This is a genomic window from Arsenophonus endosymbiont of Crataerina pallida (genome assembly GCF_964020125.1).
Taxonomy (GTDB): Bacteria; Pseudomonadota; Gammaproteobacteria; order Enterobacterales; family Enterobacteriaceae; genus Arsenophonus; species Arsenophonus nilaparvatae.
Genome location: NZ_OZ026540.1, coordinates 3,533,485 through 3,556,722, shown reverse-complemented (window position 1 = coordinate 3,556,722; position 23,238 = coordinate 3,533,485). Strand labels below are relative to the sequence as shown.

Annotated in this window: 27 protein-coding genes and 5 pseudogenes; 13 read left to right on the top strand and 19 right to left on the bottom strand. The window is 40.9% G+C overall.

The features are described from left to right. The first annotated feature begins 173 nt into the window (after positions 1-173). The 11 genes and pseudogenes from fliF to fliP all read left to right on the top strand — a co-directional run bounded on the left by fliF (position 174) and on the right by fliP (position 9,936). Positions 174-1,838: pseudogene (gene fliF / locus AACL31_RS19070) on the top strand (flagellar basal-body MS-ring/collar protein FliF). Continuing rightward, the gene (gene fliG / locus AACL31_RS19065) at positions 1,835-2,827 is read left to right on the top strand and encodes a flagellar motor switch protein FliG (RefSeq protein WP_310512156.1); all 993 of its coding nucleotides are present in this window, start codon (positions 1,835-1,837) and stop codon (positions 2,825-2,827) included. Before fliF ends, fliG begins: the two are co-directional and overlap by 4 nt. Positions 2,828-2,957: 130 nt before the next feature. Beyond that, positions 2,958-3,560: a flagellar assembly protein FliH gene (locus tag AACL31_RS19060; protein ID WP_310512155.1), complete on the top strand. Its 603-nt coding sequence runs from the start codon at positions 2,958-2,960 to the stop codon at positions 3,558-3,560. Continuing rightward, positions 3,557-4,954 (top strand): annotated as a pseudogene (fliI, locus tag AACL31_RS19055) (flagellar protein export ATPase FliI). Before AACL31_RS19060 ends, fliI begins: the two are co-directional and overlap by 4 nt. Further along, on the top strand, positions 4,951-5,391 hold the full coding sequence (fliJ, locus tag AACL31_RS19050; RefSeq protein WP_310512154.1) for a flagellar export protein FliJ: 441 nt from the start codon (positions 4,951-4,953) through the stop codon (positions 5,389-5,391). Before fliI ends, fliJ begins: the two are co-directional and overlap by 4 nt. Continuing rightward, a complete protein-coding gene (locus AACL31_RS19045) occupies positions 5,391-6,611 on the top strand; it encodes a flagellar hook-length control protein FliK (RefSeq protein ID WP_310512153.1) in 1,221 nt (406 codons plus the stop codon). The genes fliJ and AACL31_RS19045 overlap by 1 nt, the downstream gene beginning before the upstream one ends. Positions 6,612-6,828: 217 nt before the next feature. Continuing rightward, entirely contained in the window at positions 6,829-7,311 is a 483-nt protein-coding gene (gene fliL / locus AACL31_RS19040) for a flagellar basal body-associated protein FliL (RefSeq protein WP_310512152.1), read from the top strand. Between the two features lie 5 nt (positions 7,312-7,316). Further along, a pseudogene (gene fliM / locus AACL31_RS19035) lies at positions 7,317-8,344 on the top strand (flagellar motor switch protein FliM). Then, positions 8,337-8,756, top strand: a complete 420-nt coding sequence (gene fliN / locus AACL31_RS19030) for a flagellar motor switch protein FliN (protein ID WP_310509061.1) — start codon at positions 8,337-8,339, stop codon at positions 8,754-8,756. The pseudogene fliM and the gene fliN overlap by 8 nt, the downstream one beginning before the upstream one ends. 3 nt (positions 8,757-8,759) lie before the next feature. Further along, positions 8,760-9,206 (top strand): flagellar biosynthetic protein FliO, encoded by a 447-nt coding sequence (fliO, locus tag AACL31_RS19025; RefSeq protein WP_310512151.1) that lies wholly within the window; start codon positions 8,760-8,762, stop codon positions 9,204-9,206. Beyond that, on the top strand, positions 9,199-9,936 hold the full coding sequence (fliP, locus tag AACL31_RS19020; RefSeq protein WP_310512150.1) for a flagellar type III secretion system pore protein FliP: 738 nt from the start codon (positions 9,199-9,201) through the stop codon (positions 9,934-9,936). Before fliO ends, fliP begins: the two co-directional genes overlap by 8 nt. A 41-nt stretch (positions 9,937-9,977) precedes the next feature. Here the strand turns inward: fliP and AACL31_RS19015 are convergent. From AACL31_RS19015 to AACL31_RS18950, 15 genes and pseudogenes are all read right to left on the bottom strand, one after another. Next, positions 9,978-10,226 (bottom strand): annotated as a pseudogene (locus AACL31_RS19015) (IS110 family transposase); the annotation flags it as partial. Between the two features lie 353 nt (positions 10,227-10,579). Next, the gene (locus tag AACL31_RS19010; protein WP_310513167.1) at positions 10,580-10,879 is read right to left on the bottom strand and encodes a hypothetical protein; all 300 of its coding nucleotides are present in this window, start codon (positions 10,877-10,879) and stop codon (positions 10,580-10,582) included. Then, a complete protein-coding gene (locus AACL31_RS19005; protein ID WP_339053534.1) occupies positions 10,879-12,366 on the bottom strand; it encodes a terminase in 1,488 nt (495 codons plus the stop codon). The genes AACL31_RS19010 and AACL31_RS19005 overlap by 1 nt, the downstream gene beginning before the upstream one ends. 2 nt (positions 12,367-12,368) lie before the next feature. After that, positions 12,369-12,881: a terminase small subunit gene (locus AACL31_RS19000; RefSeq protein WP_339053533.1), complete on the bottom strand. Its 513-nt coding sequence runs from the start codon at positions 12,879-12,881 to the stop codon at positions 12,369-12,371. Between the two features lie 21 nt (positions 12,882-12,902). Further along, positions 12,903-13,100, bottom strand: a complete 198-nt coding sequence (locus AACL31_RS18995; RefSeq protein WP_339053532.1) for a hypothetical protein — start codon at positions 13,098-13,100, stop codon at positions 12,903-12,905. Between the two features lie 43 nt (positions 13,101-13,143). Continuing rightward, positions 13,144-13,686, bottom strand: coding sequence for a BRO-N domain-containing protein (locus AACL31_RS18990; protein ID WP_339053531.1), 543 nt, complete (start codon positions 13,684-13,686; stop codon positions 13,144-13,146). A gap of 304 nt (positions 13,687-13,990) precedes the next feature. Further along, entirely contained in the window at positions 13,991-14,218 is a 228-nt protein-coding gene (gene lysC / locus AACL31_RS21185; RefSeq protein ID WP_422389251.1) for an Rz1-like lysis system protein LysC, read from the bottom strand. After that, on the bottom strand, positions 14,133-14,513 hold the full coding sequence (locus AACL31_RS18985) for a hypothetical protein (RefSeq protein WP_339053530.1): 381 nt from the start codon (positions 14,511-14,513) through the stop codon (positions 14,133-14,135). Before AACL31_RS18985 ends, lysC begins: the two co-directional genes overlap by 86 nt. After that, entirely contained in the window at positions 14,483-14,965 is a 483-nt protein-coding gene (locus AACL31_RS18980; RefSeq protein WP_339053529.1) for a lysozyme, read from the bottom strand. Before AACL31_RS18980 ends, AACL31_RS18985 begins: the two co-directional genes overlap by 31 nt. Then, a complete protein-coding gene (locus AACL31_RS18975) occupies positions 14,962-15,144 on the bottom strand; it encodes an HP1 family phage holin (protein ID WP_339053527.1) in 183 nt (60 codons plus the stop codon). The genes AACL31_RS18980 and AACL31_RS18975 overlap by 4 nt, the downstream gene beginning before the upstream one ends. A gap of 323 nt (positions 15,145-15,467) precedes the next feature. Further along, entirely contained in the window at positions 15,468-15,791 is a 324-nt protein-coding gene (locus AACL31_RS18970) for a GrlR family regulatory protein (protein ID WP_339053526.1), read from the bottom strand. A gap of 190 nt (positions 15,792-15,981) precedes the next feature. Then, on the bottom strand, positions 15,982-16,851 hold the full coding sequence (locus AACL31_RS18965; protein ID WP_339053525.1) for a Kiwa anti-phage protein KwaB-like domain-containing protein: 870 nt from the start codon (positions 16,849-16,851) through the stop codon (positions 15,982-15,984). A gap of 12 nt (positions 16,852-16,863) precedes the next feature. Next, positions 16,864-17,388: a hypothetical protein gene (locus tag AACL31_RS18960; RefSeq protein WP_339053524.1), complete on the bottom strand. Its 525-nt coding sequence runs from the start codon at positions 17,386-17,388 to the stop codon at positions 16,864-16,866. Between the two features lie 187 nt (positions 17,389-17,575). Further along, positions 17,576-18,067: pseudogene (locus AACL31_RS18955) on the bottom strand (antiterminator Q family protein). 56 nt (positions 18,068-18,123) lie between these two features. Then, on the bottom strand, positions 18,124-18,606 hold the full coding sequence (locus tag AACL31_RS18950; RefSeq protein ID WP_339053522.1) for a hypothetical protein: 483 nt from the start codon (positions 18,604-18,606) through the stop codon (positions 18,124-18,126). A 394-nt stretch (positions 18,607-19,000) separates the two neighbouring features. Between AACL31_RS18950 and AACL31_RS18945 the strand changes: the two genes are divergently transcribed. Beyond that, positions 19,001-19,198, top strand: coding sequence for a hypothetical protein (locus AACL31_RS18945; protein ID WP_339053521.1), 198 nt, complete (start codon positions 19,001-19,003; stop codon positions 19,196-19,198). A 214-nt stretch (positions 19,199-19,412) separates the two neighbouring features. Here AACL31_RS18945 and AACL31_RS18940 read toward each other — a convergent pair whose 3' ends face one another. The 3 genes from AACL31_RS18940 to AACL31_RS18930 are packed head-to-tail and all read right to left on the bottom strand — an operon-like array spanning position 19,413 to position 21,054. Further along, positions 19,413-19,850 (bottom strand): recombination protein NinB, encoded by a 438-nt coding sequence (locus tag AACL31_RS18940; protein WP_339053520.1) that lies wholly within the window; start codon positions 19,848-19,850, stop codon positions 19,413-19,415. After that, complete coding sequence (locus AACL31_RS18935) at positions 19,850-20,782, bottom strand: hypothetical protein (RefSeq protein WP_339053519.1); 933 nt, start codon at positions 20,780-20,782, stop codon at positions 19,850-19,852. Before AACL31_RS18935 ends, AACL31_RS18940 begins: the two co-directional genes overlap by 1 nt. Before the next feature lie 8 nt (positions 20,783-20,790). After that, entirely contained in the window at positions 20,791-21,054 is a 264-nt protein-coding gene (locus AACL31_RS18930) for a DUF1187 family protein (RefSeq protein WP_339053518.1), read from the bottom strand. 197 nt (positions 21,055-21,251) lie between these two features. Here AACL31_RS18930 and AACL31_RS18925 point away from each other — a divergent pair, with 197 nt between their 5' ends. Further along, positions 21,252-21,911: a DUF4145 domain-containing protein gene (locus tag AACL31_RS18925; protein ID WP_310513224.1), complete on the top strand. Its 660-nt coding sequence runs from the start codon at positions 21,252-21,254 to the stop codon at positions 21,909-21,911. Between the two features lie 42 nt (positions 21,912-21,953). Here AACL31_RS18925 and AACL31_RS18920 read toward each other — a convergent pair whose 3' ends face one another. Then, a complete protein-coding gene (locus tag AACL31_RS18920; protein WP_339053517.1) occupies positions 21,954-23,045 on the bottom strand; it encodes a replicative DNA helicase in 1,092 nt (363 codons plus the stop codon). Positions 23,046-23,238: the final 193 nt, after the last annotated feature.

The window sequence follows — 23,238 nt, the reverse complement described above, 5'->3', positions numbered from 1 at the left end:
ATAAATCAAAACCAACAATTAGCGTCGAACTAAAAGTCTATTTCGGCCATTAAACCGATGGCAAAAAACGATAATAGCAGGATGAAACTGGAAATACTTTATCAGTATGGGGAAACCACTTTGCTACGCCACGTTATAAATCTTGATCAAGAACAAGAAGGCAAGGATTGTTTATGAATGCCATAAATACGAATGGAGCAAATCCGCTCAAGGGATTAAGTAGCATTTTCGAAAAAATAAAATCTGATCCTAAAGTGCCGCTGATCGTTGCCGGTGCTTTGGCTATTACTTTTTTCATCGCTGCTATGTTTTGGTTACAGGGAACCGACTATCGACCGGTTTATACCAATCTTAGCGATAAAGATGGAGGAGAAATTGTTACTCAACTAAGCCAAATGAATATTCCTTATCAGCTGTCTGACGATGGTAGTATGGTTAAGGTGCCGGCTGATAAAGTGCATGAGGTGAGACTAAAGTTAGCGCAACAAGGGTTGCCCAAAGGCGGCAATGTCGGTTTTGAGCTACTGGATCAAGAAAAATTTGGTTTGAGTCAATTTAATGAACAAATCAACTATCAACGAGCTTTGGAGGGCGAATTAGCCCGCACTATTGAATCACTTGGTATTGTACAACGCGCCCGGGTACATTTAGCTATCCCAAAACCGTCACTGTTTGTTCGTGAGCAAAAAGATCCCACCGCGTCAGTCACCCTCAACTTACAAAACGGCCGTAAACTGGATGATGGTCAGGTTGCAGCTATTGTGCATATGATTTCCAGTAGTGTCAGTGGCTTATCTGGCAATAATGTCACCATCGTTGATCAGTCAGGTAATCTATTAACTCAACCCGAGGGTATTAGCCGTGATCTTAATCTGACACAGCTCAACTATGTTCAATCGATCGAAAATCGTTATAAGCAGCGTATTGAATCGATTATTACGCCACTGGTTGGCCGGGGTAACGTACAGGCGCAGGTTACTGCCCAAGTTAATTTTGCCCGTAGCGAAGAGACCGCGGAAGAGTATAAAACCAATCAACCGCCTAATGAATCAGCCGTGCGTTCAAAACAGAGTAGTCGCAGTGAACAGAATGGCCAATCACTGATTGGTGGTGTGCCTGGTGCGCTGTCTAACCAGCCAACACCTGAGCCAAAAGCACCGATTGACAGAGCTAATGATAAGAACAACCCTCGCCCGCTGAATAATAATCATAATAGTCGGGTTGATGAAACGACCAATTATGAAATCGATCGGCGCATTCGTCATACCCAACATCAAATAGGCTCTCTACAGCGACTGTCGGTGGCAATCATCGTTAATTATGCCGATAGCGACAGAAAAGAAAATGATGATAGTTTACCGCTGACAAATGAAAAATTGGCCCAAATAAAAACATTAGCCCAGGAAGCGATGGGGTTTTCTGAACAGCGTGGTGATAGCCTGTATGTGGTAAATGCACCATTTGAACCGCAGGATGCAGAACTAAAACCGCTTGAATTTTGGCAGCAACCTATTGTTATCGCCAATCTATTAGAAATTGGCCGTTATCTGTTGTTATCGTTTTTGGCCTGGCTATTTTAGCGTCTGATAATCAAACCTCAGTTACGCAAAAAACGTGAAGCGGCGGAGAGCGCTAAAACGGCCGCTGATCTTGCCATAATAAGAGAGGCAGAACGCGCCGCTCAACAAAAAATTGAACATGACGAAGCCATGCGCCAGGAGCAGAAGCGTCAGCGTATCAACGCAGAAATGCAGACCAAACGGTTACGTGAAATGGTGCAAAAAAATCCCCGCGTGATGGCGATGGTTGTTCGTAATTGGATAAGTGAAGAACTATGAGTTTTAATGGAATTGAAAAAAGTGCAGTTATGTTAATGTCGGTAGGTGAAGAGCTGGCTGCTGAAATTTTTAAACATTTGAATAGCGGTGAAGTACAAAAATTAAGTGTCGCCATATCAAATTTAGGTCATATTTCTAATCATCAATTGACGGATATATTGTCTGAATTCGAAGAAAATGCTACCCAATATGCTGCAATTAATGTTAATACCAAAGATTACCTCAATTCAGTATTAGTCAAAGCGCTGGGTGAAGAGCATGCTAATAGTTTATTAGAAGATATTTTTGAGACCAAGGAAACCGTCACTGGTATTGATAAACTGAACTTTATGGCACCCGAAATGGCAGTAGAGATGATCCGCGATGAACATCCGCAAATTATTGCCGCTACTTTAGTTCATTTAAAGCGCACCCAAGCTGCTGAAATTTTAGCGCTGTTGGATAAAGAATTACGTCATGATGTGGTATTGAGGATCGCAACCTTTGGTGGCATACAGCCGTCCGCTTTAGCTGAGTTAACTGAAGTGCTTAATAGTTTACTCGATGAGCAAAATATTAAGCGAAGTAAAATGGGTGGTATCCGTACTGCTGCCGAAATCATCAATTTGATGAAAAGCCAGCAAGAAGAAATGGTTATTAGCGCCGTTAAAGAATATGACGATGAATTGGCGCAAAAAATCATCGCTGAAATGTTCTTGTTTGAGGATCTTATCGAAATGGACGATCGTTCGATGCAACGCCTGCTACAAGAGGTGGAAAACGATTCTCTGGTTCTTGCCTTAAAAAGTTGTTCACACACTTTACGTGATCATTTCCTCAATAACATGTCACAACGTGCAGCTGAAATCATGCGTGATGATCTCGATTCACAGCTGCCTGTTCGCCTATCTCAAGTGGAAACAGAACAAAAAGCAATCCTGTCTATTGTTCGCCGCTTGTCTGAAAGTGGTGAGATTGCGTTGAATGGTGGTGATGATCGTTATGTCTAAAAAATCTCAATCTCGATGGCAGCCCTGGCTGCCCGATGAAATTACCATTTAGGCAGATTTAAATCCTGCGATTAATCGCCTGCATGAAGAAGATGAAAATTCATCCGTTGAAGATAATGAAAAAGATGTTTTGAATAAAATCAACCAATTGGATGAATTAAAAGCGCAAGCTAAAGAAATCGGCTATCAGGAAGGATTGTCAGCAGGGCACCAAGCCGGCTTGGTGAAAAGCCAGCAAGAAGGTTATCAGATTGGCTATCAACAAGGTTTGACTGAAGGCCACCAGGCAGCGACCAATGAGGTCAAAAAAGAGATGGCCGCTATCACCCAACAATGGCAAGCATTACTAATTAAGTTTCGCCATTGTTTAGAAGGCTTAGACAGTATCATTGCCTCACGCTTAATGCAGATTGCCCTGCAGGCTGCCGGTCAACTATTAGGACAGCCGGCGGTTTGTGACGGTAGCGCGTTATTGAACCAAATTAGTCATTTTCTGCAACAAGATCCGCTATTGTCAGGCACTCGTCAACTACACGTTAACCCTGCTGATCTGGCACTGATTGAATCACAACTAGGTGATAGCCTAACCACCAATGGCTGGCGTTTGATGCCAACGCCAGAACTACATCGATATGGTTGTAAAATTAGCTCAGAAAACAGTGAATTAGATGCCAGCATAGAAACCCGATGGCTTGAGCTTTGTCAGTTAATTATGCCGGAGAAATGCGCATGACGGCAAAACTTGCCCGCTGCTTAAGCCGAATAGATAGCTTTGAAAAGCAGATCAGCCAACTACCGTCAGTGCGTCACTATGGCAAATTAACCCGCGTAACGGGTTTAGTATTAGAAGCAACCGGTCTGCAAATGCCGTTAGGCGCCAATTGTTTAATAAAACGGCAACAGCGACATGCCAGTGACGAAATTAACTGTGAAGTGGTGGGTTTTAATGGCGACAAAATGCTGTTGATGCCTTACCAGGATCTAGAGGGGATTGTGCCAGGCGCTCAGGTTTATCAGCCATCAACGTCAGATAAGCAGCAAAATAGTGGTCAACAATTTCCCCTTGGCCCTGCGCTACTAGGTCGTGTGCTGGATGGTTTTGGTCAACCATTAGATGGTAAGCCCTTGCCTACCATAGATACTTTCTCTTCTCTGGTTACCCCTCCTATTAATCCACTACAACGCGAACCGATTAATCACCCGCTTGATGTGGGAGTAAGAGCGATTAACAGTTTGTTGACGGTCGGTCGCGGCCAACGGATGGGACTATTTGCCGGTTCAGGGGTAGGAAAAAGTATTTTATTAGGCATGATGGCGCGTTATACCCAGGCTGACGTGATCGTTGTTGGCCTGATTGGTGAACGGGGTCGGGAAGTAAAAGACTTTATCGAAAATATTCTTGGTTCTGAAGGTTTACAGCGCTCAGTGGTTATCGCTGCGCCGGCTGATGTCTCTCCCCTACTACGCTTACAAGGCGCCACTTACGCCACCCTGATCGCGGAAGACTTTCGCGATCGTGGTTTACAGGTATTACTGATTATGGATTCGCTCACCCGTTATGCTATGGCACAACGTGAAATTGCACTAGCGATCGGTGAACCTCCTGCAACTAAAGGTTACCCGCCTTCAGTATTTGCCAAATTACCTTCGCTAATAGAGCGGGCCGGTAATGGTACTGAAGGTAGCGGTAGCATTACCGCTTTCTATACCGTGCTAACCGAAGGTGATGATCAACAAGATCCGATCGCTGATTCAGAGCGGGCTATTCTTGATGGACACATAGTACTGTCACGTTGCCTGGCAGAAGCAGGGCATTATCCGGCTATTGATATTGAAGCCTCAATTAGTCGAGCGATGAATAATCTTGTTACTAAAAGCCATTTTTAACAGGCGCAACAGTTCAAACAGCTATTATCCCGTTATCAACGTAATCAAGATCTGATTAATGTTGGCGCTTATGCCGCGGGTAGTGATCCGATCCTGGATCAAGCCATTCAGCTTTATCCCCATTTGCAGCAATTTTTACGCCAGGATTGCGATCAATACTGTTCAAAGGAGACTTCCCACCAACAGCTTTGTCAGTTATTTCCTGCGGCTAGTCCTGAAAATCCTAGTGAGGAAACATGAAGCAAACAAACTCCTTCGCACTATTACATAATTTAAGCCATAACGATAGCCACCAGGCGGCGCTACAGTTGTCGCATATTCAGCAGCAACGTCAACAAATGCAACAACAGCTAATACAGTTGCTACAGTACCAAGATGAATATCGCCAACAGCTTAATAGCATACTCCACCAAGGAACTTCTTCAGCGATATTACAAAATTATCAGCAGTTTTTACTGATGCTTGAACAAGCGATCACCCAACATCAACAACAGCTAGTTAGCTGGCAGCAGCGTGAAACGATCGCCAAAAAAAATTGGCAGGGAAAACAGCAAAAAACTAACGCCTTCAATAAGCTACAACAACGTAGTGAACGTTTACAGAAAAAACAGGCTGATTTTATTGAACAAAAACAAATGGATGAAATAGCACAACGTGCCGTTTTAAGGACATCATAATGATAGATACATCGGTAACATTTAGCGCTGGCGCGCACTCATCTAAGCAACAGCTATCATCACCAACAGAAAATGCTGCCAATTTTGCTGACATGCTAGCTAACTATTCACTAGCAGGAAAAGAGAGAAACCCACCAGACGGTGCTAACTCAGACCTGGCCCAACAGGAAAATGAACTATCTGCTATCAATGGCTTTTTGGCGGATGAAGTCACTGCACAAATCAACGACAGCGCCGACTTATCCCTTGAGCAAGAATTGACACTGTTAACTGACAATCAACTTATTGATCAACTACCGATTTCACTGGCAACCATAGCCTCTCAGCTAAAGCAGGAAAATAGTCCGGCCGGTTTATCAGAAGAGTTACCCGAGCAGGCTAATAGCGAAACGTTAACTGATGATATTGAGGAGCGGGATAAAAACCTTAGTTTAAAACATTTTACTCTGCTATCAACCACAAATAATCCCTCAATTGACTTTCCTCTGTCCAATTTATCATCGCCGTTTGTTAAACCGGACGCCGCCCAATCTCAGTCACAATTGACTAAACAGGATATAGCGCCATTGCAGTCATTAGTGGCAAAACAAGGCGTCTCGCCATCTGAAGCATTATTACCACCAATTCAGGCTAATATCGCTGCCACAAGCCAGACTCAGTCAATAGAAAACCCTGCACTAGCTACTGGATCGATAACCAATAATACCACGCTATCATTAACATCCTTAATGCCAAACTCAACAACATTAAGCCACTCAATTTCACCTACCATCAATTCTATTGCCTTGGCTACCCCGATTGATCATCCTGAATGGGGACAAAAATTTAGTGAGCAGATCTTATTTCTCAGTCGCCATGGCTCACAACAAGCGGAGCTACGGCTTTATCCCGAAGAATTAGGCAACCTACAGATCCAACTTAAAGTTTTCGATGATAAAGCTCAACTCTCTATTGTTGCGGCTAACCAACAAGTCCGTCAGGTTATTGAAACAAATCTGCCTCAGTTACGTCATGCATTATCAGAACAAGGCATAAAACTGGGTCAAACACATGTTGGTGATCAGCATAATAAGCAACATAGTGATGAAAATAGTCAACCGTTCACATCACCATCATCAATCGCTGATGATCGACAGCAACAGACAAAAGATGATGCATTAGTCAGATCCCAACCAATTATGCAGACCGCCATAACAACCGGTATTGATATATTTGCTTAAATTTATTAACCATCTTTATTATTTTGACGGGGGAAAATTTCCCCTACTATTTTCAACATTTATCAATGGCAAAATAACCTCCCATTTTTATTGTTTTATTCCTCCGTCAAAATATTCATTGAGCAGGATAATTATATCGAAATGCAGAAACAGGGATAACACGTTAATTGTTAATAGTTTCATTATCCCAAGTAAAATCAAAAGGAATTACCTGTCTATGTCCAAGTCTCAACGTCAAGGAAAACGCATAAGTCGGATCATGCTAACCATTATCGCGTTACTCTTAATATTAAGTTGTTTTATTGCTGGCTACTGTTGGTGGCTATACCAAATAAAAAAACAGGATGAATATCAACCAGAAAAAAGAACCCTGGTGATCCCGGTATTTATGTCCCTAGGGGCGTTTACGGTTAATCTGATTGATAATGATAAACGCGATCGCGTGTTATATGTGGAGATTACTTTACGCCTTACCGATGAAAAGACACGTAAACGCCTACATGATTTTATGCCTGAAGTACGCAGTCGAATATTACTGTTGTTATCCCGCCAAAAAGCCACTGAGTTAGTCACAGAAGCCGGCAAGATCCACCTAATGTCTGAAATTAAACAGGCATTAAGACCGACTTTTGAATCTGAATTAGAAGAGTCTGAGCAAATTATTACCGATGTATTATTCACAACATTTATTTTACGATAAATCCCATGAGCGAGAATTTTCTTTCACAAACAGAGGGTGATGCCCTGTTAAATGATGCTCCAGCTGGTAATCCTATTGTCAGTAAAGCGAAAAAACATCTAAAAAAACATCTACAGCTAAAATGGATATCCAACCTTACAATCCGAATACCCAAAGACGTACTGTTCGCGAGCGGCTGCAATCGCTGGAAATGATCAACGAGCATTTTGCCCGCCAATTTCGGATGAAATTATTTAATCTTATGCGGTATAGCCCGGATATTACAGTCGGTTCAATAAAAATTGAGCCTTTCTGTGATTTTGCCGACAATCTGCCTGCGATGAGTAACTTTAACCTGATCCAACTGAAACCACTGAACGGAACCGCCCTTTTCACTTTTGAAACTAATTTAGTTTCTATTGCAGTTGATAATCTGTTTGGTGGAGATGGCCGATTTACCACCGCTATTGATGAGCGGGAATTTACCCATACCGAACAGCGCATTATTGATAAAATAGTTGAGTTAGCACTCGATGCCTATAGTGATGCATGGCAAATTGTTCACAAAATCCAGGCAATCTATATTCGTTCTGAAGCACAGGCAAAATTTACTAATATTACCTCTTCACCTAATGATATCGTCATTACTACTCCATTTTTAATGGAGATTAACAATATGATCGGTGAATTTAATATTTGCATGCCTTTTTCTATGATCGAACCTCTTTATGAACAATTAACCAACCCGCCAGTTGAAAAGATGAAACAAGATGGCGGCGTCTGGATGAAAGGTTGGGTTAAACAGGTTAAATATTCTGAATTAGAGTTAATTGCTAATTTAGTTGAACATCCAACACGGCTGTCTAATATCCTCAAACTGCAAGAAGGGGATGTGATCCCTATTGAAAAACCGGAACGTCTTATCGTCCATGTCGATGGTGTGCCCGTACTAACCAGTAAATATGGAACATTGAATGGGCAATATGCTCTTCGTGTCGAACATCTTATTAATCCAGTTTTAAACGCTCAGGAAGAGGAGCAAAACCATGAGTGACACCAACGATTTTACTGAAAATCAAGCTAACACTTCTGCTGAAGATATCTGGATAGAAACCATTGCTCAGCAATCTAAACCGCCGAAACCAAGTGATAATGGGCCGGCTATCTTTGATAATCTGGAAATGCAAAATATTGAAAATCAATTTTCAGATATCAACATGATTATGGATATCCCGGTAAAACTCACTGTTGAGTTAGGGCGTACCAAAATGACTATCAAAAAACTATTAACCTTGACACAAGGTTCGGTTGTTTCACTCGATGGTTTGGCTGGTGAAGCGTTAGATATTCTGATCAATGGCTATTTGATCGCACAAGGTGAAGTGGTAGTGGTCTCAGAAAAATATGGTATTCGTATTACTGATATTATTACTCCATCAGAACGCATGCGTAGGTTGAGTCGATAAATTATGCCAGCCTATTCGTCTTTTTTCATATCTGGCGCGGCTGATAGCGTGGCCCCTTTATTAAAAGGGGGCGCTACGCCCAACAGTCCGATGCTTTCAGGCAGTAGCATGTTAACTGAAATGAGTAGTTCCTTGTTACTGATTATTGGCTGTCTACTGATTGTCTTATGGCTGGTGCGCCGTTTTTTACCTAAGCGTTATCTGCCCACTGGCGCAAGCGCCATCAAGGTAATAGATAACTATTCATTAGGTAGTAAAACCAAAATTACTATTATTGAAGTTGATCAACAAGCGCTGGTGCTCGGTGTTACCGAAGAAAACATTAGCTTGCTACATAAAATGCCGGCCAAAACAGAACTAAGCGAACAAGCTGAGGCAAAATCTGCTCCACCTTCTTTTGGCCAATTAATAAAAACATGCTTAGTAAAAAGTAGAAACAGTGATGCGTAAACGGCTATTTTTATTATTAGGCACGCTATTTTGGCTGCCATTCGATACCTACTCTGCTATACCCACCATCGTTAGCCAGCCATTAGCCAATGGCGGCCAGAGCTGGTCATTGCCAGTGCAGACGCTTATTTTTATCACCGCGCTCGGTTTTATTCCTGCGCTGCTGCTGCTGACCACCAGTTTTACTCGCATCATCATCGTCCTAGGCTTATTACGTAATGCGTTAGGCACCCCGACCGCACCACCTAATCAAATTTTATTAGGCCTGGCGCTATTTATGACTTTTTTTGTCATATCACCCGTATTTGATAAAATTTATCAAAATGCTTATTTACCCTTTAGTGAAGAGAAAATTACCATTGAAGTGGCTTTATCTGAAGGCGCTAAACCCTTACGTCAATTTATGTTACAACAAACCCGACAACCTGATTTAGCACTATTTTCCCGCTTAGCCAATGATAAAGAGTATCAAACACAAGCTGATGTTCCGCTGCGTATTTTAGTGCCGGCATTTATTACCAGCGAACTAAAAACAGCTTTTCAAATCGGTTTTATGTTATTTATTCCTTTCCTGATTATCGATCTGGTGGTTGCCAGCGTATTAATGGCGCTGGGTATGATGATGGTTCCGCCTGCCACTGTTGCGATGCCATTCAAATTAATGTTGTTTGTTTTGGTTGATGGCTGGCAATTAATTTTAGGCTCATTAGCGCAAAGCTTTTTTAATTAGCGCAAAGCTTTTTTAATTAGCAACTGTCTTGAACGTTAAAATTATGGAGAAACGTGATGGTACGACTCATTCCATTCTTCGTTCTTTCTGAGCATCGCGTTCAGGATAGTCAGCAGCTTGCGCATACAGGCGACCAGCGCCACTTTTTTGGCTTTTCCCGCTGCAAGCAGACGCATGTAAAAGGCTTTTATCACCGGATTAAAGTGAGTTGCTACAAGCGCGGCCATATAAAGTGCTGTTCGGACTCCGTCCCTTCCGCCAAATATGGTTCGCCGACCACGCATGGTACCCGGAATTTCATCCCACGCACCGCCAATTCTACGCTTTGGAATATACTCGACATCTATTTGGTAAAGGTTGCTGCCTGCGGGTTTACGATACACTCGACAGATAAATTTCCCGTCTTCAATAGCAAGAACCCGGTATTGAGTGACATCCTTAAACCCAAAACCCGCTTTTTCTTCTACTGTTTCACGTAATACCACCAACGTTAAGTGATTACGGCCATTAATGCGTTGGGTTCGCCAGTTAATAATGTCTTCAGCTTTGTATTGAAAAAAATAGACTTGTTCTGACGTATCATTATAATCGACATACAAGCCATGTCGTCCCACTTCCAACACGGATTCCAGTGACGATTGCGCTAATTGATAAAGACTGGAGCCCGCTCCATCAGCATCCTTTTTAAGATAAGCAAGCCTTTCATTAATCTCCACGAGATTCCTATCATCCCATTACGGGTATTACCCGTTATGGGATAGAAAACTGCCCGTTCCTGATAATCTTTATTGCGCTTTTTTTTGCGGTTTTCATCAGACTCTTCTAATGTTGGCAAGTATGATTTAATATCCTCACCCCCTCGACACACTGTCCGAACCAATCCCCATTGCAACGTAAATAAATTATATTCAGGACGGATAAAATCAACATTAGTCATACTCATTAGAATGTAGTTCCTAAATTAATCTCAAAGGCGGGACGATGTTTATTTTTTCGGCTAACAGCAAAGTACCTGAATGCATCGGCATCATGAGAAGTGAAATCATGCAGTGGCTTGTCTTTCCAGCAGCCGAGCCTGTCATTCCATTCTTTGCGATAAGCTTCTAGATTTGCGATACCCTCGGCACATTGATGTTCATCAAAAACACAATTTGGTAATATTTCACGTACAGCCTCAATCCCTTCATCGATCGATAATCTTGGCACTACATCAAATCGTATTGTGTATTTCTGTCCACCAATATCATAGCCTTCTCTGGCAATTTCACGCCGTGATTTCGCATCCGAGCCAAATTCACGATTATCGATGTCATGGGGGGCATTATGACTGGCGTAACTGTAACCTTTATTTTTTAGCACCTCCATATAGTGCCGTAAGCCCTCACCACTATTTGCGTAGTGATCGATAACATGAAATTCCTTACCCACCTCACGAACAAACCAGATTGAAGTTGAATCCCCCACCCCAATATCCCAGAAAGTATGAACGGGCAAATGGCTGTTATCAGGCAGTTGTCCAATACGCTTGTTTTGATAGAGATAGCGAAATTGTTTAGCATAATAAGCGCCCTCTACTGATTGCTGGAAAGCTTCAGATGGCAGTGAGGGATATTCCCGTTTGATATCATCGCCAAGTGTTTTTTCTTTGGCGTAATACCACGCTTTTTGGTTGTTGGTTAACTCAATTCCTTGCTTTCCTGCCAATTCATCGAAATAATCGATTAACCGTTGAGGTAATAACGAAACAGGCGTCATTGAATAGTCAGGATTTTTCCACCAGGGGAAAAAAAAGAACTTCCAGTCTAATGGCGAAAGCGGTTTTGCCTGAATTTGCGCTTTTTCAGCAGATTGACAGTAATCATAAAAATATCCTGCTCGTCCCTCCGCTGTGCTTTCTATTGTCGTAAAACACTCACTGGAGACAGCCTCAAACGCACCTGTTACAATTTCTCTTGCCTTATCAGGATATTTTGCGCATATTTTACCAAATTCAGAAATATGTAAATAACGCAATGTGCCACCACGAAAGGACGTACTAATGTAAAGTGAACCACCCTTTTTGAAAACCAGCTCTCCAGCAGAATCATTACTGGCAGGATTGGCTGCCTTGATTTCGGCTGGAAGTTTGTCGTAAGCGTATTTGACTTTTTCTCTGAAAAGTCGCTTGGCATCAATTAACGTATGCGCAATTAACGCACATTTAGCCGATTCAAATAAGGCCGCATCGAGCTGAATAATACAAACTTCCGTAGTGAAACCCAGCTGACGCGCTTTAAGAATGATGTTCCTGGTGTGCATTCCCTCAAAATAAGTCAACTGCTCAGGCGTCATATTAAAGCGAATCGATTTACCTGTTTTATTTGTTATCCAATAGAGATGATTCAGTCTCCAAAACTTATTGTGTAATAATGCTAAATGTGCTGGTTCCATAACTACCCTTTAGACAAATCATCCATGAGGTCAGATAGCGTACCAACTACATCATGCTCATTTTTTATTTGATCTCGGAAAGCCTGAACAGAAACATGCTTACCTAACAGCTCAAGGTTTTTGATTTTGTCAGGCCACTTTATTTTTTTGAGCAATGCTTCTGCGCCATCAACTCGTATGGCTGCAATGTCAAAACCGCTTAATGTTGTTCGCCACACTTTAGGCCAGTCTTTAATCGGTCTTAAATCACCTGATTCATCAAAAATATCGATAACGTCCATCTGGTCGATATCAACCAATCGCTTAAGTACGTAATCAGCGTTAACTTCAATGCGATTTTTGCGCTCCTCCATGAGGTCTTGTATGCGTTTTTGAATGTTGAGTTTTGCTAAGTTTTGACATGCGATATCTTTTGCAGTTTTTTCACTGTACCCTGCTCTTATTGCCGCCTGCGTCGCATTTAAATCAATTAGATACTCTCGACAAAATGCTTCCTGCTTGTTTGTGAGAGTCATAATATCTACCTCAATTAATAATTATCGTTTTTTTGTTAATTTCGCCCATCGTTTAGCCTGATTGAGACAATCCGATATCATCTTGCCTCGTTTACTCGCTGGCTGTTTGCGGTAATAGCGAATCGCTTCACTTGTGGCTAAACTTGCTACAGATAGAGAAAAGCCGAGCTTTAATAACTCGGCCTTGACATTCGCTTCGATGAATTGTTCTGGGGTCATACTGAATTATCTCCATTTGGCGTATCATCAAATCCTGGTAGTCTTAATTGAGAAAGTGCCATAATGGTTTTTCTGCTTTACGTATCTTATTCAGATGACGCTTACGTAAGTTCATTAAGTCGCTTCCTTTTCTACCAAAATTGTCAAAAGACCATTTATTCGCAGCAACCAACCTGTTTTGCATTTCGCCAATGGTTAAATCCTTCAATTCATTAATATCGAGAGAGGCTAAAGTTGTTTTATCAATCTCTTCTTTTTCTATCAAATTAAGTACCCATTTACGTATCTCTTTAGCAACTGGCGTATCAGCAAGCATGCCTAACAAGTGAAGACCGCGCAGAGAAAATAAACGTACTTTAGTTTGAAGATTGGCTCCTCGCTTTGATTTATTCGAGGTCACTGTTGTGATGACCTCGGTCATCGCAGAAGTAAATTCATCAGCATTAGCATTGTATAAATTCGTTACCGATTTAGTCTTCGAATAAGCCAGCAATTCAGCTACTTGTTTACTTGTAAACCAAATTTTGTTATCTCCCTTGTCAAAGGGAGTAATACTTTTTTCTTTAAAAGTTAAAACGCTATTCATCGTGCTTTTCCTTATAGAAAATCGAACCTGCTCACGCAGAAAAGCCGCCCACAGAAAAAGCACCATTTTAAACGGCGATTCTCAGGCTCGACTTTCTGTAAGGTTCTGTGTTTGATTAATGCGCGGTGAGGGCGCAGTGAGTGTTAAGATTTAAATGCGCCAATTAACGATTCATTGACACATATCTCATTGTTTTTATTACAAGAGGTCAAATTGACCCCTAGGATATTATTGATTTTCTTTTTAATGAAATTGACACTGTGATTTGATGTACTGCTGTAGATATTCCGTTTGTTTTTCGTTCTTAACTATCATCTCTCTGCTCCTCAATTCGCCTTATCGCCTGTTTGTCAAGATTACACTGCTCAATCACTGTCAGTAACTGCTCATTGAGTATCAGGCTATCACGCCATGTCATCATACCCGTGATTACTGGCGGTAAGCAATCAGCGAGTAGGTGAGATGGTACTGGAATGTGAGGAGTCTGAACGTATTCGATTTGTGTGCTGCTGCAACTCGACAACAGCACCATTAGGGATAATGCGATTGGCGCAATCCCGATTGGCGACATGCGTTTTAATTGCTGCTTGTGTTGCTTCAGAGTCAACCGCTTTACGCTGACGGGTTTCACTATTAATTCGTGCAATATCATTGATTGCCCTTATTGACTGAAAAGCATTAGTCGTGATGGCTATCTGTTTATTGAGGTCAACGGTGAGTTTTTTATTCAATGCCCTGACTTCGTTTAAGGATGTCAACAACCAAGATGCCCATAAGATTAATCCTGCAATAATCACTACGACAAATGCGTAAGGTCGCCATAACATATTACGCTCTCTATTTCTCGACGGGTCATTAGTCCTTTCCAGACTTCGCCTTTCACATAAACCCATCGTTTCATCTCATCACATGCTCCCTTTCGGTCATCAGCGTTGAGCTTTTTGAGTAACGTCGATTTAGCGAAATTTCCTACGCCCACGTTGTAGGCAAATGAGTAAAGGGCTGCCTGAGTGAGCGTATTGATACTGACCTTAATCAATGGATCAACGTAACGTTTAACCGCGTTTAAATCATCATTAAGCCACTGGTCACATTCTGCTTTGGTGTACGTCCGGTTAGGCTCAATCTCGTTACCCGTATGGCCATAACAAACAGAAAGAATACCGCCACCATCGAAATAGGGCTTAAGTCTCAACCCTTCAAAATGCGTTATTATGCTTGAGGCCAAAAACAACGCACTACCGCCCGTTGCCATCACTATTTTTTTCGGTATTTTCATACTGACGCTCTTTGAGTTCGTACTCCTTTTTGCGGTAGACACGTTGATTGAAAATGTCCTATCGTGCAGATAATACCGACAATAGCCACCCACTGCTCAAGGGTAAAAAAACCTAAAATGGTTGTCGTTATGCCCCACAGATAGGCCGTTGGGGTTGAGTATTTTTCAGACATGCGCATATACCCTCCCGTTGAGGGTTCCATTGCTTTGAGTTATTTGTTAAAAAAGAGGAGGGCATAAATAAGAGATGGTGGGCGCAACTCCACCTTAGGCGCGATTATCGCAAATGTTTGCATGAGGATCCACGATAAGATTAACAAAAAACCGATCGCCAATAGGCTCTTATTCTTGAGCGCGTCATAAAATATTGGAGTGACCAATCTCTGGATAGCTCTTTTTGGGTTTTCCCCGAAATTTTCATACAAATAGTAATGAATAGATTTTTCATGATAATTTTCCAAAAAAAAGCCACCGAAGTGACTTTATTATTTATACCAGAAACTTAACTTACCAAGTCGCCGATGTATTTGGCATCAATCGTTATTTTCATTTGCGGCATACCTTCAATATTACCGGATAATAAATAACCCTTTGCCGACTCCTCAATAGATAAATCGAGATTGAAGCTATCCAGATTACCGAACACTGACGTTGCTGAGTTATCATGTCGCTCAATAGTTAATGATACGGAATTACTATTAACATGACCCTTGTAGGAGTAAGCAAAGTCACCACCGTTAACGGTATTACTTTTTGCTACGACTGTTCCGTTTCCAAAATCTTGCATATTACTTTTAAATGTAACGTAATAAATCCCATCCTTCATAAATACTTCATGCATTAATATTTAGCTGAATAACCAGCCTATAAATAATAAAGGATTAAAGGTATCTAATCGAATGGATAAGAAGTCAACCGCCTTACTCGTTTAGGCTATTTGAGTCTGTCAGTTTTGCGGTGGCGTAAACGAAAAACCCCACGTTTTCACATGAGGCCAATAAATTTGCAGAAAAGTATCAACAATCAGCAGTTTGTCTTGTTTTAGAAACATAGATAGTTTGAGATAGCGCTGATTCGTAATAATCTTCATCCAAAAAACGTAAAATTCGCATCAATTCAGCTCTTTTTTCAGGAAGAATAATTCTTCCATCTTGAGATAGTTGTATAATTAGATTGAAATTCTTAGCAGCAGCGACTATTTGATGCGTCGTAAAATTATCAAGTACTTTTGATTGGAGAATCAACGCAATCTTATTTCTAATCAATCTCCCAGCTTGACCTAAAAATTTTGATATATCATTAACCTGTAAACTTTTATGACCAGCAAAGGCTGCAACCTCATCATTAGTCGCTTCCTTAAAATATTCAGTCATGTCAAAAACACGCCGAAGAAGGTAAAAGCTCTGAAAACTTAATGAATTCCCATTCATGACTGCTAATAATTTAGTATCTAACGTAATTCCTGAGTCATTTATTTGTTGAAACGTGTCTTTTGAAAAAAACATTGATACTCGATTTTTAGAAGAAATTAGTCGGCGTCGTTCAAATAACTGAATAAGAATATACTTTTGCCCCTTGTGTAGATGCGATGTGAATATCGCCTTAACTTTATCAAGATAATGGAGTTGAGCATTGAAAGTCCCTACTGACAAAGGATTGTCTACTATCTCATTTATACCATCTATATCGGTAAAATCAGCAATATTTAATAATTCTCCCTCATCAGGGCTACAACGCCCATCAAACGGTATAAGCTCAGGCTCGTTACCCCAAAAAGATTCGAATTGCTTACTAAACAATGCCTTTATTTCAGCCTGCAAAGATTGAGTAAGCGGAAATCTAATAATTCGTGCACCTGGAACGTCCGTCAATGCAAAAAGATTCATTAAACCTATTCCTTAATTTGCCACACTAATGTCTAAAACCCCATGCTCCCCAAGTTGCACAACATAATTCACAGTAGTGATGTCATTTATTTTTCTTTTGGTTATCATCAGATAGGTTATCCCATCTGCGGTTTCAACTTCATAAAAATGATAGCCAAACAACCCGAGAACAGGGTTTACCTGAAACGCATGCGTGCTCCACAATACAAACAAAAGCATAACGGCAGCCATAGCCCAAGCACCCAAGTCTGGTGCAGATACACCTTTAAATACCAACGGTAATACATACGCGGTAAAAAAACCGATAACTTCTTTATCTGCGCTTTTTGCTTTTTTTATACTTATCGGTAAGCATTCAAGATGCGCGCGTGCTCTATTGACTACAACAATTGCAGTCAATCCGAGAATAAGACATGCCACAAGAGCGATTACTGCAAATTGAAACTTATTACTTGTTACAAACACGTATGTTAATGATATAGAAAGTGGAGCAATAGCAGTAAGCGCAAACAAAATACGTATGAGTCGGCTTAACATATTCCCCCCCTTTCCCTCATTTTTTGAGAGGCTTCAAATCATAATAATTTTAGAACTGCTGACCTAAAAATACAACGAACTTTTAAACGAAAAGCCCCGCAAAAAGCGAGGCTCTATGATTTTTTATATAACTGTATCAGCTTACCCTAAAATTATTGGCCATTTGTCCATTAAAGTCAAGTCATAATTAGGTAAAATTAACCACTTTAGCAACCGAATTTTTATTTTTCATGACAGTTAATAGCCGATTGTGTATTAAATACAGGCTGGCATTGAAAATATCATCAATCTCCCTTCTGCATGTTCTTGGTGATGGCCTTTTCCACCTTCCCCCCGCTCTGGTCATCATCCTTCTGGGTTTCGCTGTCTTGTGATAATACGTGGCTATGCTGAGCTTTGATTTACCGTGAACATAATAACTTAACAAAATGTTGTAGGCTCTCTCGTCAACTCGCATAACAGAATTAACAACTTCAGAAATAATCAACCCTTCATCATCACGACACATGGGTCTTGAGGATATACTTTCCCCTTTCGCTTTTTTCATGAATCGCCAGATAATGTTGAATTGTCATTTATCCAACTCACCCGAATACACCCATGCGCCCCAAAGCTCAAGCCAATGATTTACCCAGTCATACTGTGCTTTTGTTAATTCCAATGACTTAACCGCCTTCATCTCTCCTCCGGCAAAAATAGGAATAGGGGCATGGTTTCAATGCCCTGCGTTGAATATTAATGGTGGTTTAGTGTGTGGGCTTTTTCTTCGCTCATTCGAAAGGTAATACCTGCCTGATACCAATCCGGTAAGAAAAACTCAATGCGCCCTGTATATCCATCAAGTCGCATCGTTTTCATTCTTTTTAGCTCACTTTTCATTTGACGGTAGATTTCATCCATTTCACCCACCTTTAGATTTACAGGGGTATTCGCCAGCATCGCTATTTTGGATATGGTCATCTCGCCATACGTTATTTCTGCATGCGCGGTAAACTCGTAAGGGTCTTCGCCTAGCTTACGATGACAGCCTACGCAGTGCGAAAAACTATTACAGGGGTGATAACGGGTGGCTTTGTGTCGTCTTGATTTGAAGTGTGAGCAGTGCAGTTTAGCGCGTTCATGCTGAAAATATCGTCCGCAATAATCGCATATCCAGTTTGTTCTTTCGCGGACTAATTCAGAGAACACGGCATCGTATTTATCCCTTTTTAGTGCCATTAATATTATTTCTCCCAATAAAAAACCCCTCATTGGAGGGGTAGCAATTAATGATTAAATTTAAGGTGATTGATTATTCTTGCCGTCTCTCAATAAAATTCTCTCCGTTTGACCGATTTTTTTATATAATCCGACAACTCTTAACTTATATAATAAATTTTATGCCAATTACTATTCATCCCAAGGCGGGGCAATTACTACTTTGTGATTTTTCTAAAGGATTTAGAGAGCCTGAAATGGTAAAGGCCTCTCGTCCTGTCATAATACTGTCAGGTTTTATTCCTGGGCGAAAAACTTAGCAACTATCGTATCGTGTAGTACAGTTAAACCCGATATTGTCAGGAATTATCATTACAAACTCCCTGATCAATCAACCCCTAAAAATAAACATTTTATGGGTAGAGACACATGGGTAAAAGGTGACATGGTTTATACTGTTGCCTATCACCGATTGGATCTAATCTACTTGAGTAAAAACCGCGAAGGTAAAAGAGACTATTTTACCCAGCGACTTGGAAAAGAACAAATGAATGAAATATATCGTTGTGTTCTTCATGGAATGGGTATGAGTTTTATGTGTCAATACTTGTAATGGAATAATTTGTTATCTTAATTCTGTGTTGCATAAAAATTTTTTCCTGCTAGCATTGCTAATGTCTCCTGCGTTAATCACATTCACGATTAGCTGACAGGCTTTAAGACTACTCTAAGGTGCGTCCATTGTAGCCAGCGTGACAGAAAGCGATTGCAAGCTAAGTCAACGCTGAGAATAAGCCCCCTTTCATGGGGGTTTTGCTTTTAATGGATCACTGTTCCTGTTTTAATTTCATATACTCCGAGCCTTCCGGTATTGTCACGAAACAACGTATGCCAATCGCCCAGCATTCCACCTTTTGCATAAAAAAATGCATCTCACCCGTATCAAGTTTTGATGTCCTCCTGAGCGCTCTGACGCGCTCTGGCTGCTGTGTGGTCACATCAATACGCTCAACCACCTCATAACCTAGGAATGTGTGTTTCAACATTTCCTTAACCTGCTCAGCGGTAAAGTTAGCGTTGTTAGCACACAGATATTTGCTTATCTCTGCGCACCACAAATGAAAAAGTGAATTTTGAGAGAGTGAACGGGTTTTAAGGTAAGGCTTGATAATGAGTTGATGCGGTTGGTTTGTTGCGAGGACAGCTTTTAAGGTTTGGCAGACGGATTGTTTCGTTGATTCGTGGAAGAGTAAGTTATCTTCCATCACTTAACTTCTCTCATCTCCACCCCTTTAGCGGCATAACCGGTTACCTGTTTCCCCGCTATCCGCTGACGCTTTTTCGTCAAAAAATGGATATGGTCTTCATAAACATAACGGTATTCACCATCGACAAGGATGTGTTTAAAAGCTTTCATTGGTTGTTTTGCATACTGCACAAATCGTATTAACTCATTGTTTTTAATTTTTTCTTTTGTGCGCACCTCTTTGAGCGTTTTTTCTTTACATCGGTAAATCCAAAAATCATTGAGTTTTCCGGTTATCTTTCTGGTACGTACTTTGATATAACCCTGTCGCTTCATAAATTTGCTAAATTCAGCGTCATTACGAATTAAATTCCCGATATATCGTGGTAGTTCAGCTTGCCAGTCTTTAGCCTCATAGATTTTTATCAATCCGCGATGGTAATATTTATTCAAAATCGTGTATTTATCGCCTTGCTTCGGATGACGGTATAATATCCAATTATCAACGGCTTCTTTCTGTGCTTGTTGGTCAATCAACAACGCGAAGGTAACCAAAGGAGAACCATCTTTACGTTCAGTAAAATTCTTACTGACTTTGCCGATAATATTCAGTGCATAACTATCAATATCTTTGGGCTGCACAAATTCATAATAATTATTATTTTTCAATCGATTAGTTGTGCGCACCTCTGAATGATAATCATAAGATTGCTTATCCTGACCTGTCAGGCCGATATCGCTATCTGCCTCATGAACGGAAATTCCAGAGTTTAGCCAGACTAACCCATTTCCATTGTGTCTCAGTCCTAAATCCGTTAATGTACAGATACCGTTGTTAATGGCTGACCAGTTACCCGTAATCACCGCTTTTCGGCGGTTAAATATATTGAAGTCCTCACTTTGGGCACAAAAATGTCCCTCACAGCGATTTGCCATGTTTTGAATTTTCATATTTTTGCCTATTTGATTTTTATTGGGGGTAGGTTTAGCGAAGTACAAGTGAAATTTTCTATTGATACTTTTGGCAATTTGTCACGCTTTCCAGCTTTGCCATTGCCAACAGTCCAGTAGTAATCCGTCTTCATAAATTGCATTTTGAACATGGACGGCTGGGATAACATTTCCAGGCAATCCTGTTCTGAGAGTGCTTTGTCGCTAAAGCGATACCAATAGACAGATTCGCCACCATCCTTAACAAGGGTTGCTTCGATTTGGTATTTCATGATTATTGACCTAAATTCCCTTATGCTTGACTCTCAACATTCTGTCCTGTTCAATGAGCTTGCCTATCATCGATAGGATAAATTTAATTTTTTGGTTATCGGATGTCGTTTCATAACGTTGTAACAATGCCAACTCCGGTCTTTCTGAATTTTTTAATATTGACGATATATCGTTTAAATAGGGAGTTAAATTACTCATGGGAATGCTCTCTTTTGATATTACCTGCCCACACTGCCTTAAAGACAATGCCGTGCTGGAAGGATTTAGTGAACGTAATAGAAATAATACAAATATTTATGATGTTCCGTTTTTTTGCAGAAGCTGCGAACAGACAGGAGTTGCGGTTGTGAAATCTTTCACAAACAGTGGCCCTTACGAAGGTTCATGCAAAGATAATAATGTAAATATTGTTATCCCTCGTGATAACTCACTTTACACTTTGGTTAAAGTTTATCCTGAACCGAAAACCAACACCTGTCCTGATGCTGTTCCTATTAGAGCAGCTAAATTTTTCATCGAATCGAAAGATGATTTACAACTTCAGCGCTATGAAACTTGCGTGATGAATTGTCGAAAGGTTATCGATATTTCAACAAAAGAACTTTTAGAGAAGGAAGCGAAAAATGAAAAACTTTCTCAACGTATTTCCATGCTGCAGGCCAAAGATAGGATCACTGAACAAATGAAAAACTGGGCACATATTATTCGGATTGATTCAAATGGTGCTGTCCATTCAGACGAAGAATTCACTCCAGAAGAGGCAGAAGAAATACTCAATTTTACAGAATTATTTTTGCTCTATGCATTCACACTTCCTGCAATGGTCGAATCGAGAAAACATGCTACTACATATTAAGTCGCATACCATCCTTTTTGATGGTTGCTTCGATTTGGTGTTTCATTGCGTTAATAACACGACAACCGTATTAAGTTCTTTTGCGAGAACTTTTAATCCTTTGGTGATATTTCCATAGGCTAAGTCGTTTCTATCCGCTTTTTCTGTCTGCATAAGCGTTAAATAATCAACGCCAATAAAACCAATATCCCCTAATTTACGTTTTATTTTTCGACTCTCTGATTGTATGTGCTGCAAAGTCATGGCTGGCGTATCATCAATCCAGATATTAGGGCACTGTTTGAGTCGGCCAATCGCATTACACAGTCCATCCCATTCATGCTCTTCCAGTTTCTCATAAAACCGATTTGAATTGAGATTGGATTGTTGGCTTAACGTTCGCTCGGCTAACTGACAATCGGTCATTTCCATACTAAATAACAACACCGTTCTTCCCTGATTGGAAACGTTTTTCGCCATTTCAGTCAACACGGTGGTTTTCCCCATTTTGGGGCGTGCACCAACCACAAACAGCGAACCATTAACGATTTGTTTAGGCTTAAGTAGGTCGTCAAAGTCCCTAAATCCTGTCTTGAGTCCACAATGTTTTTCAGGATTATCCTGACGGTCACAAATATCTGTAAATACACTATCCAGTACATCATCAATTCGACGAAGGCCTGTTTTGTGTCCAACCTTGCCAAACTTTGTAGCTTCATCAATCAGACGTTGCGCTATGTCGATTTTATCAGTAAATCCTAGCACATTAGGCTGAGTAAACAGTTTTTGAATCTCAATCGCTTTCTCAACCGTGTAGCGTCCTGCCGCACTCTCTTTGATGCTTTTTGCGTAACTTACTATGTTTGCGGCACTCGGTGTATTTTTGGCTATCTCAGCAAGATAGGCAAAGCCGCCCACCTTTTGAGCCATCCCTGATTTGGATAATGCTTCATCCACCGTGATAATATCAATTGCCTGACGTTTCCGACTCATCGCGCGCATTTCTGCATAAATCAATCGGTGGTGTGTTGCGTAAAAATCATCCGGGCTTAGCAGTGAAAACACCTTCAAGGCATTATCGCTCATCGGGTCTATCAGTAAACCACCGATAACACTTTGCTCGGCTGGAAGGTTGTTGGGGACTTGATTTATCATAACGCACCCTCCCTTGTTTTCGTTACCGTGTCGGGTCTTAGCAGATAATCAAAACTTGCTCGCCAGCCTCGGTCATTTTCACCGAAATACCAGGGATTAGCGGTTTCAACAAATACTTCGAAATAATTTCTAGCAGCATCAACCGAAGGAGTTTTGAGTTCTTTCCAGAATTTACCAATAGCCCGTTTACGTT

What these genes read in the sequence shown, in the direction of transcription:
- AACL31_RS18925 (WP_310513224.1), top strand. Translation starts at nt 21,252, where the DNA reads ATGGGAATGCTCTCTTTTGATATTACCTGCCCACACTGCCTTAAAGAC.
- AACL31_RS19005 (WP_339053534.1), bottom strand. Translation starts at nt 12,366, where the DNA reads ATGGAACCAGCACATTTAGCATTATTACACAATAAGTTTTGGAGACTG.
- fliN (WP_310509061.1), top strand. Translation starts at nt 8,337, where the DNA reads ATGAGTGACACCAACGATTTTACTGAAAATCAAGCTAACACTTCTGCT.
- AACL31_RS18960 (WP_339053524.1), bottom strand. Translation starts at nt 17,388, where the DNA reads ATGTTAAGCCGACTCATACGTATTTTGTTTGCGCTTACTGCTATTGCT.
- AACL31_RS18935 (WP_339053519.1), bottom strand. Translation starts at nt 20,782, where the DNA reads ATGAAAATTCAAAACATGGCAAATCGCTGTGAGGGACATTTTTGTGCC.
- AACL31_RS18945 (WP_339053521.1), top strand. Translation starts at nt 19,001, where the DNA reads ATGGGTAGAGACACATGGGTAAAAGGTGACATGGTTTATACTGTTGCC.
- fliJ (WP_310512154.1), top strand. Translation starts at nt 4,951, where the DNA reads ATGAAGCAAACAAACTCCTTCGCACTATTACATAATTTAAGCCATAAC.
- AACL31_RS18920 (WP_339053517.1), bottom strand. Translation starts at nt 23,045, where the DNA reads ATGATAAATCAAGTCCCCAACAACCTTCCAGCCGAGCAAAGTGTTATC.
- AACL31_RS18965 (WP_339053525.1), bottom strand. Translation starts at nt 16,851, where the DNA reads ATGAATCTTTTTGCATTGACGGACGTTCCAGGTGCACGAATTATTAGA.
- AACL31_RS18990 (WP_339053531.1), bottom strand. Translation starts at nt 13,686, where the DNA reads ATGAATAGCGTTTTAACTTTTAAAGAAAAAAGTATTACTCCCTTTGAC.
- fliP (WP_310512150.1), top strand. Translation starts at nt 9,199, where the DNA reads ATGCGTAAACGGCTATTTTTATTATTAGGCACGCTATTTTGGCTGCCA.
- AACL31_RS18940 (WP_339053520.1), bottom strand. Translation starts at nt 19,850, where the DNA reads ATGGAAGATAACTTACTCTTCCACGAATCAACGAAACAATCCGTCTGC.
- AACL31_RS19045 (WP_310512153.1), top strand. Translation starts at nt 5,391, where the DNA reads ATGATAGATACATCGGTAACATTTAGCGCTGGCGCGCACTCATCTAAG.
- AACL31_RS18995 (WP_339053532.1), bottom strand. Translation starts at nt 13,100, where the DNA reads ATGACCCCAGAACAATTCATCGAAGCGAATGTCAAGGCCGAGTTATTA.
- AACL31_RS18970 (WP_339053526.1), bottom strand. Translation starts at nt 15,791, where the DNA reads ATGAAGGATGGGATTTATTACGTTACATTTAAAAGTAATATGCAAGAT.
- AACL31_RS18950 (WP_339053522.1), bottom strand. Translation starts at nt 18,606, where the DNA reads ATGGCACTAAAAAGGGATAAATACGATGCCGTGTTCTCTGAATTAGTC.
- AACL31_RS18975 (WP_339053527.1), bottom strand. Translation starts at nt 15,144, where the DNA reads ATGCGCATGTCTGAAAAATACTCAACCCCAACGGCCTATCTGTGGGGC.
- AACL31_RS18980 (WP_339053529.1), bottom strand. Translation starts at nt 14,965, where the DNA reads ATGAAAATACCGAAAAAAATAGTGATGGCAACGGGCGGTAGTGCGTTG.
- fliL (WP_310512152.1), top strand. Translation starts at nt 6,829, where the DNA reads ATGTCCAAGTCTCAACGTCAAGGAAAACGCATAAGTCGGATCATGCTA.
- AACL31_RS19000 (WP_339053533.1), bottom strand. Translation starts at nt 12,881, where the DNA reads ATGACTCTCACAAACAAGCAGGAAGCATTTTGTCGAGAGTATCTAATT.
- lysC (WP_422389251.1), bottom strand. Translation starts at nt 14,218, where the DNA reads ATGGTGCTGTTGTCGAGTTGCAGCAGCACACAAATCGAATACGTTCAG.
- AACL31_RS19010 (WP_310513167.1), bottom strand. Translation starts at nt 10,879, where the DNA reads ATGAGTATGACTAATGTTGATTTTATCCGTCCTGAATATAATTTATTT.
- AACL31_RS18985 (WP_339053530.1), bottom strand. Translation starts at nt 14,513, where the DNA reads ATGTTATGGCGACCTTACGCATTTGTCGTAGTGATTATTGCAGGATTA.
- fliO (WP_310512151.1), top strand. Translation starts at nt 8,760, where the DNA reads ATGCCAGCCTATTCGTCTTTTTTCATATCTGGCGCGGCTGATAGCGTG.
- AACL31_RS18930 (WP_339053518.1), bottom strand. Translation starts at nt 21,054, where the DNA reads ATGAAATACCAAATCGAAGCAACCCTTGTTAAGGATGGTGGCGAATCT.
- fliG (WP_310512156.1), top strand. Translation starts at nt 1,835, where the DNA reads ATGAGTTTTAATGGAATTGAAAAAAGTGCAGTTATGTTAATGTCGGTA.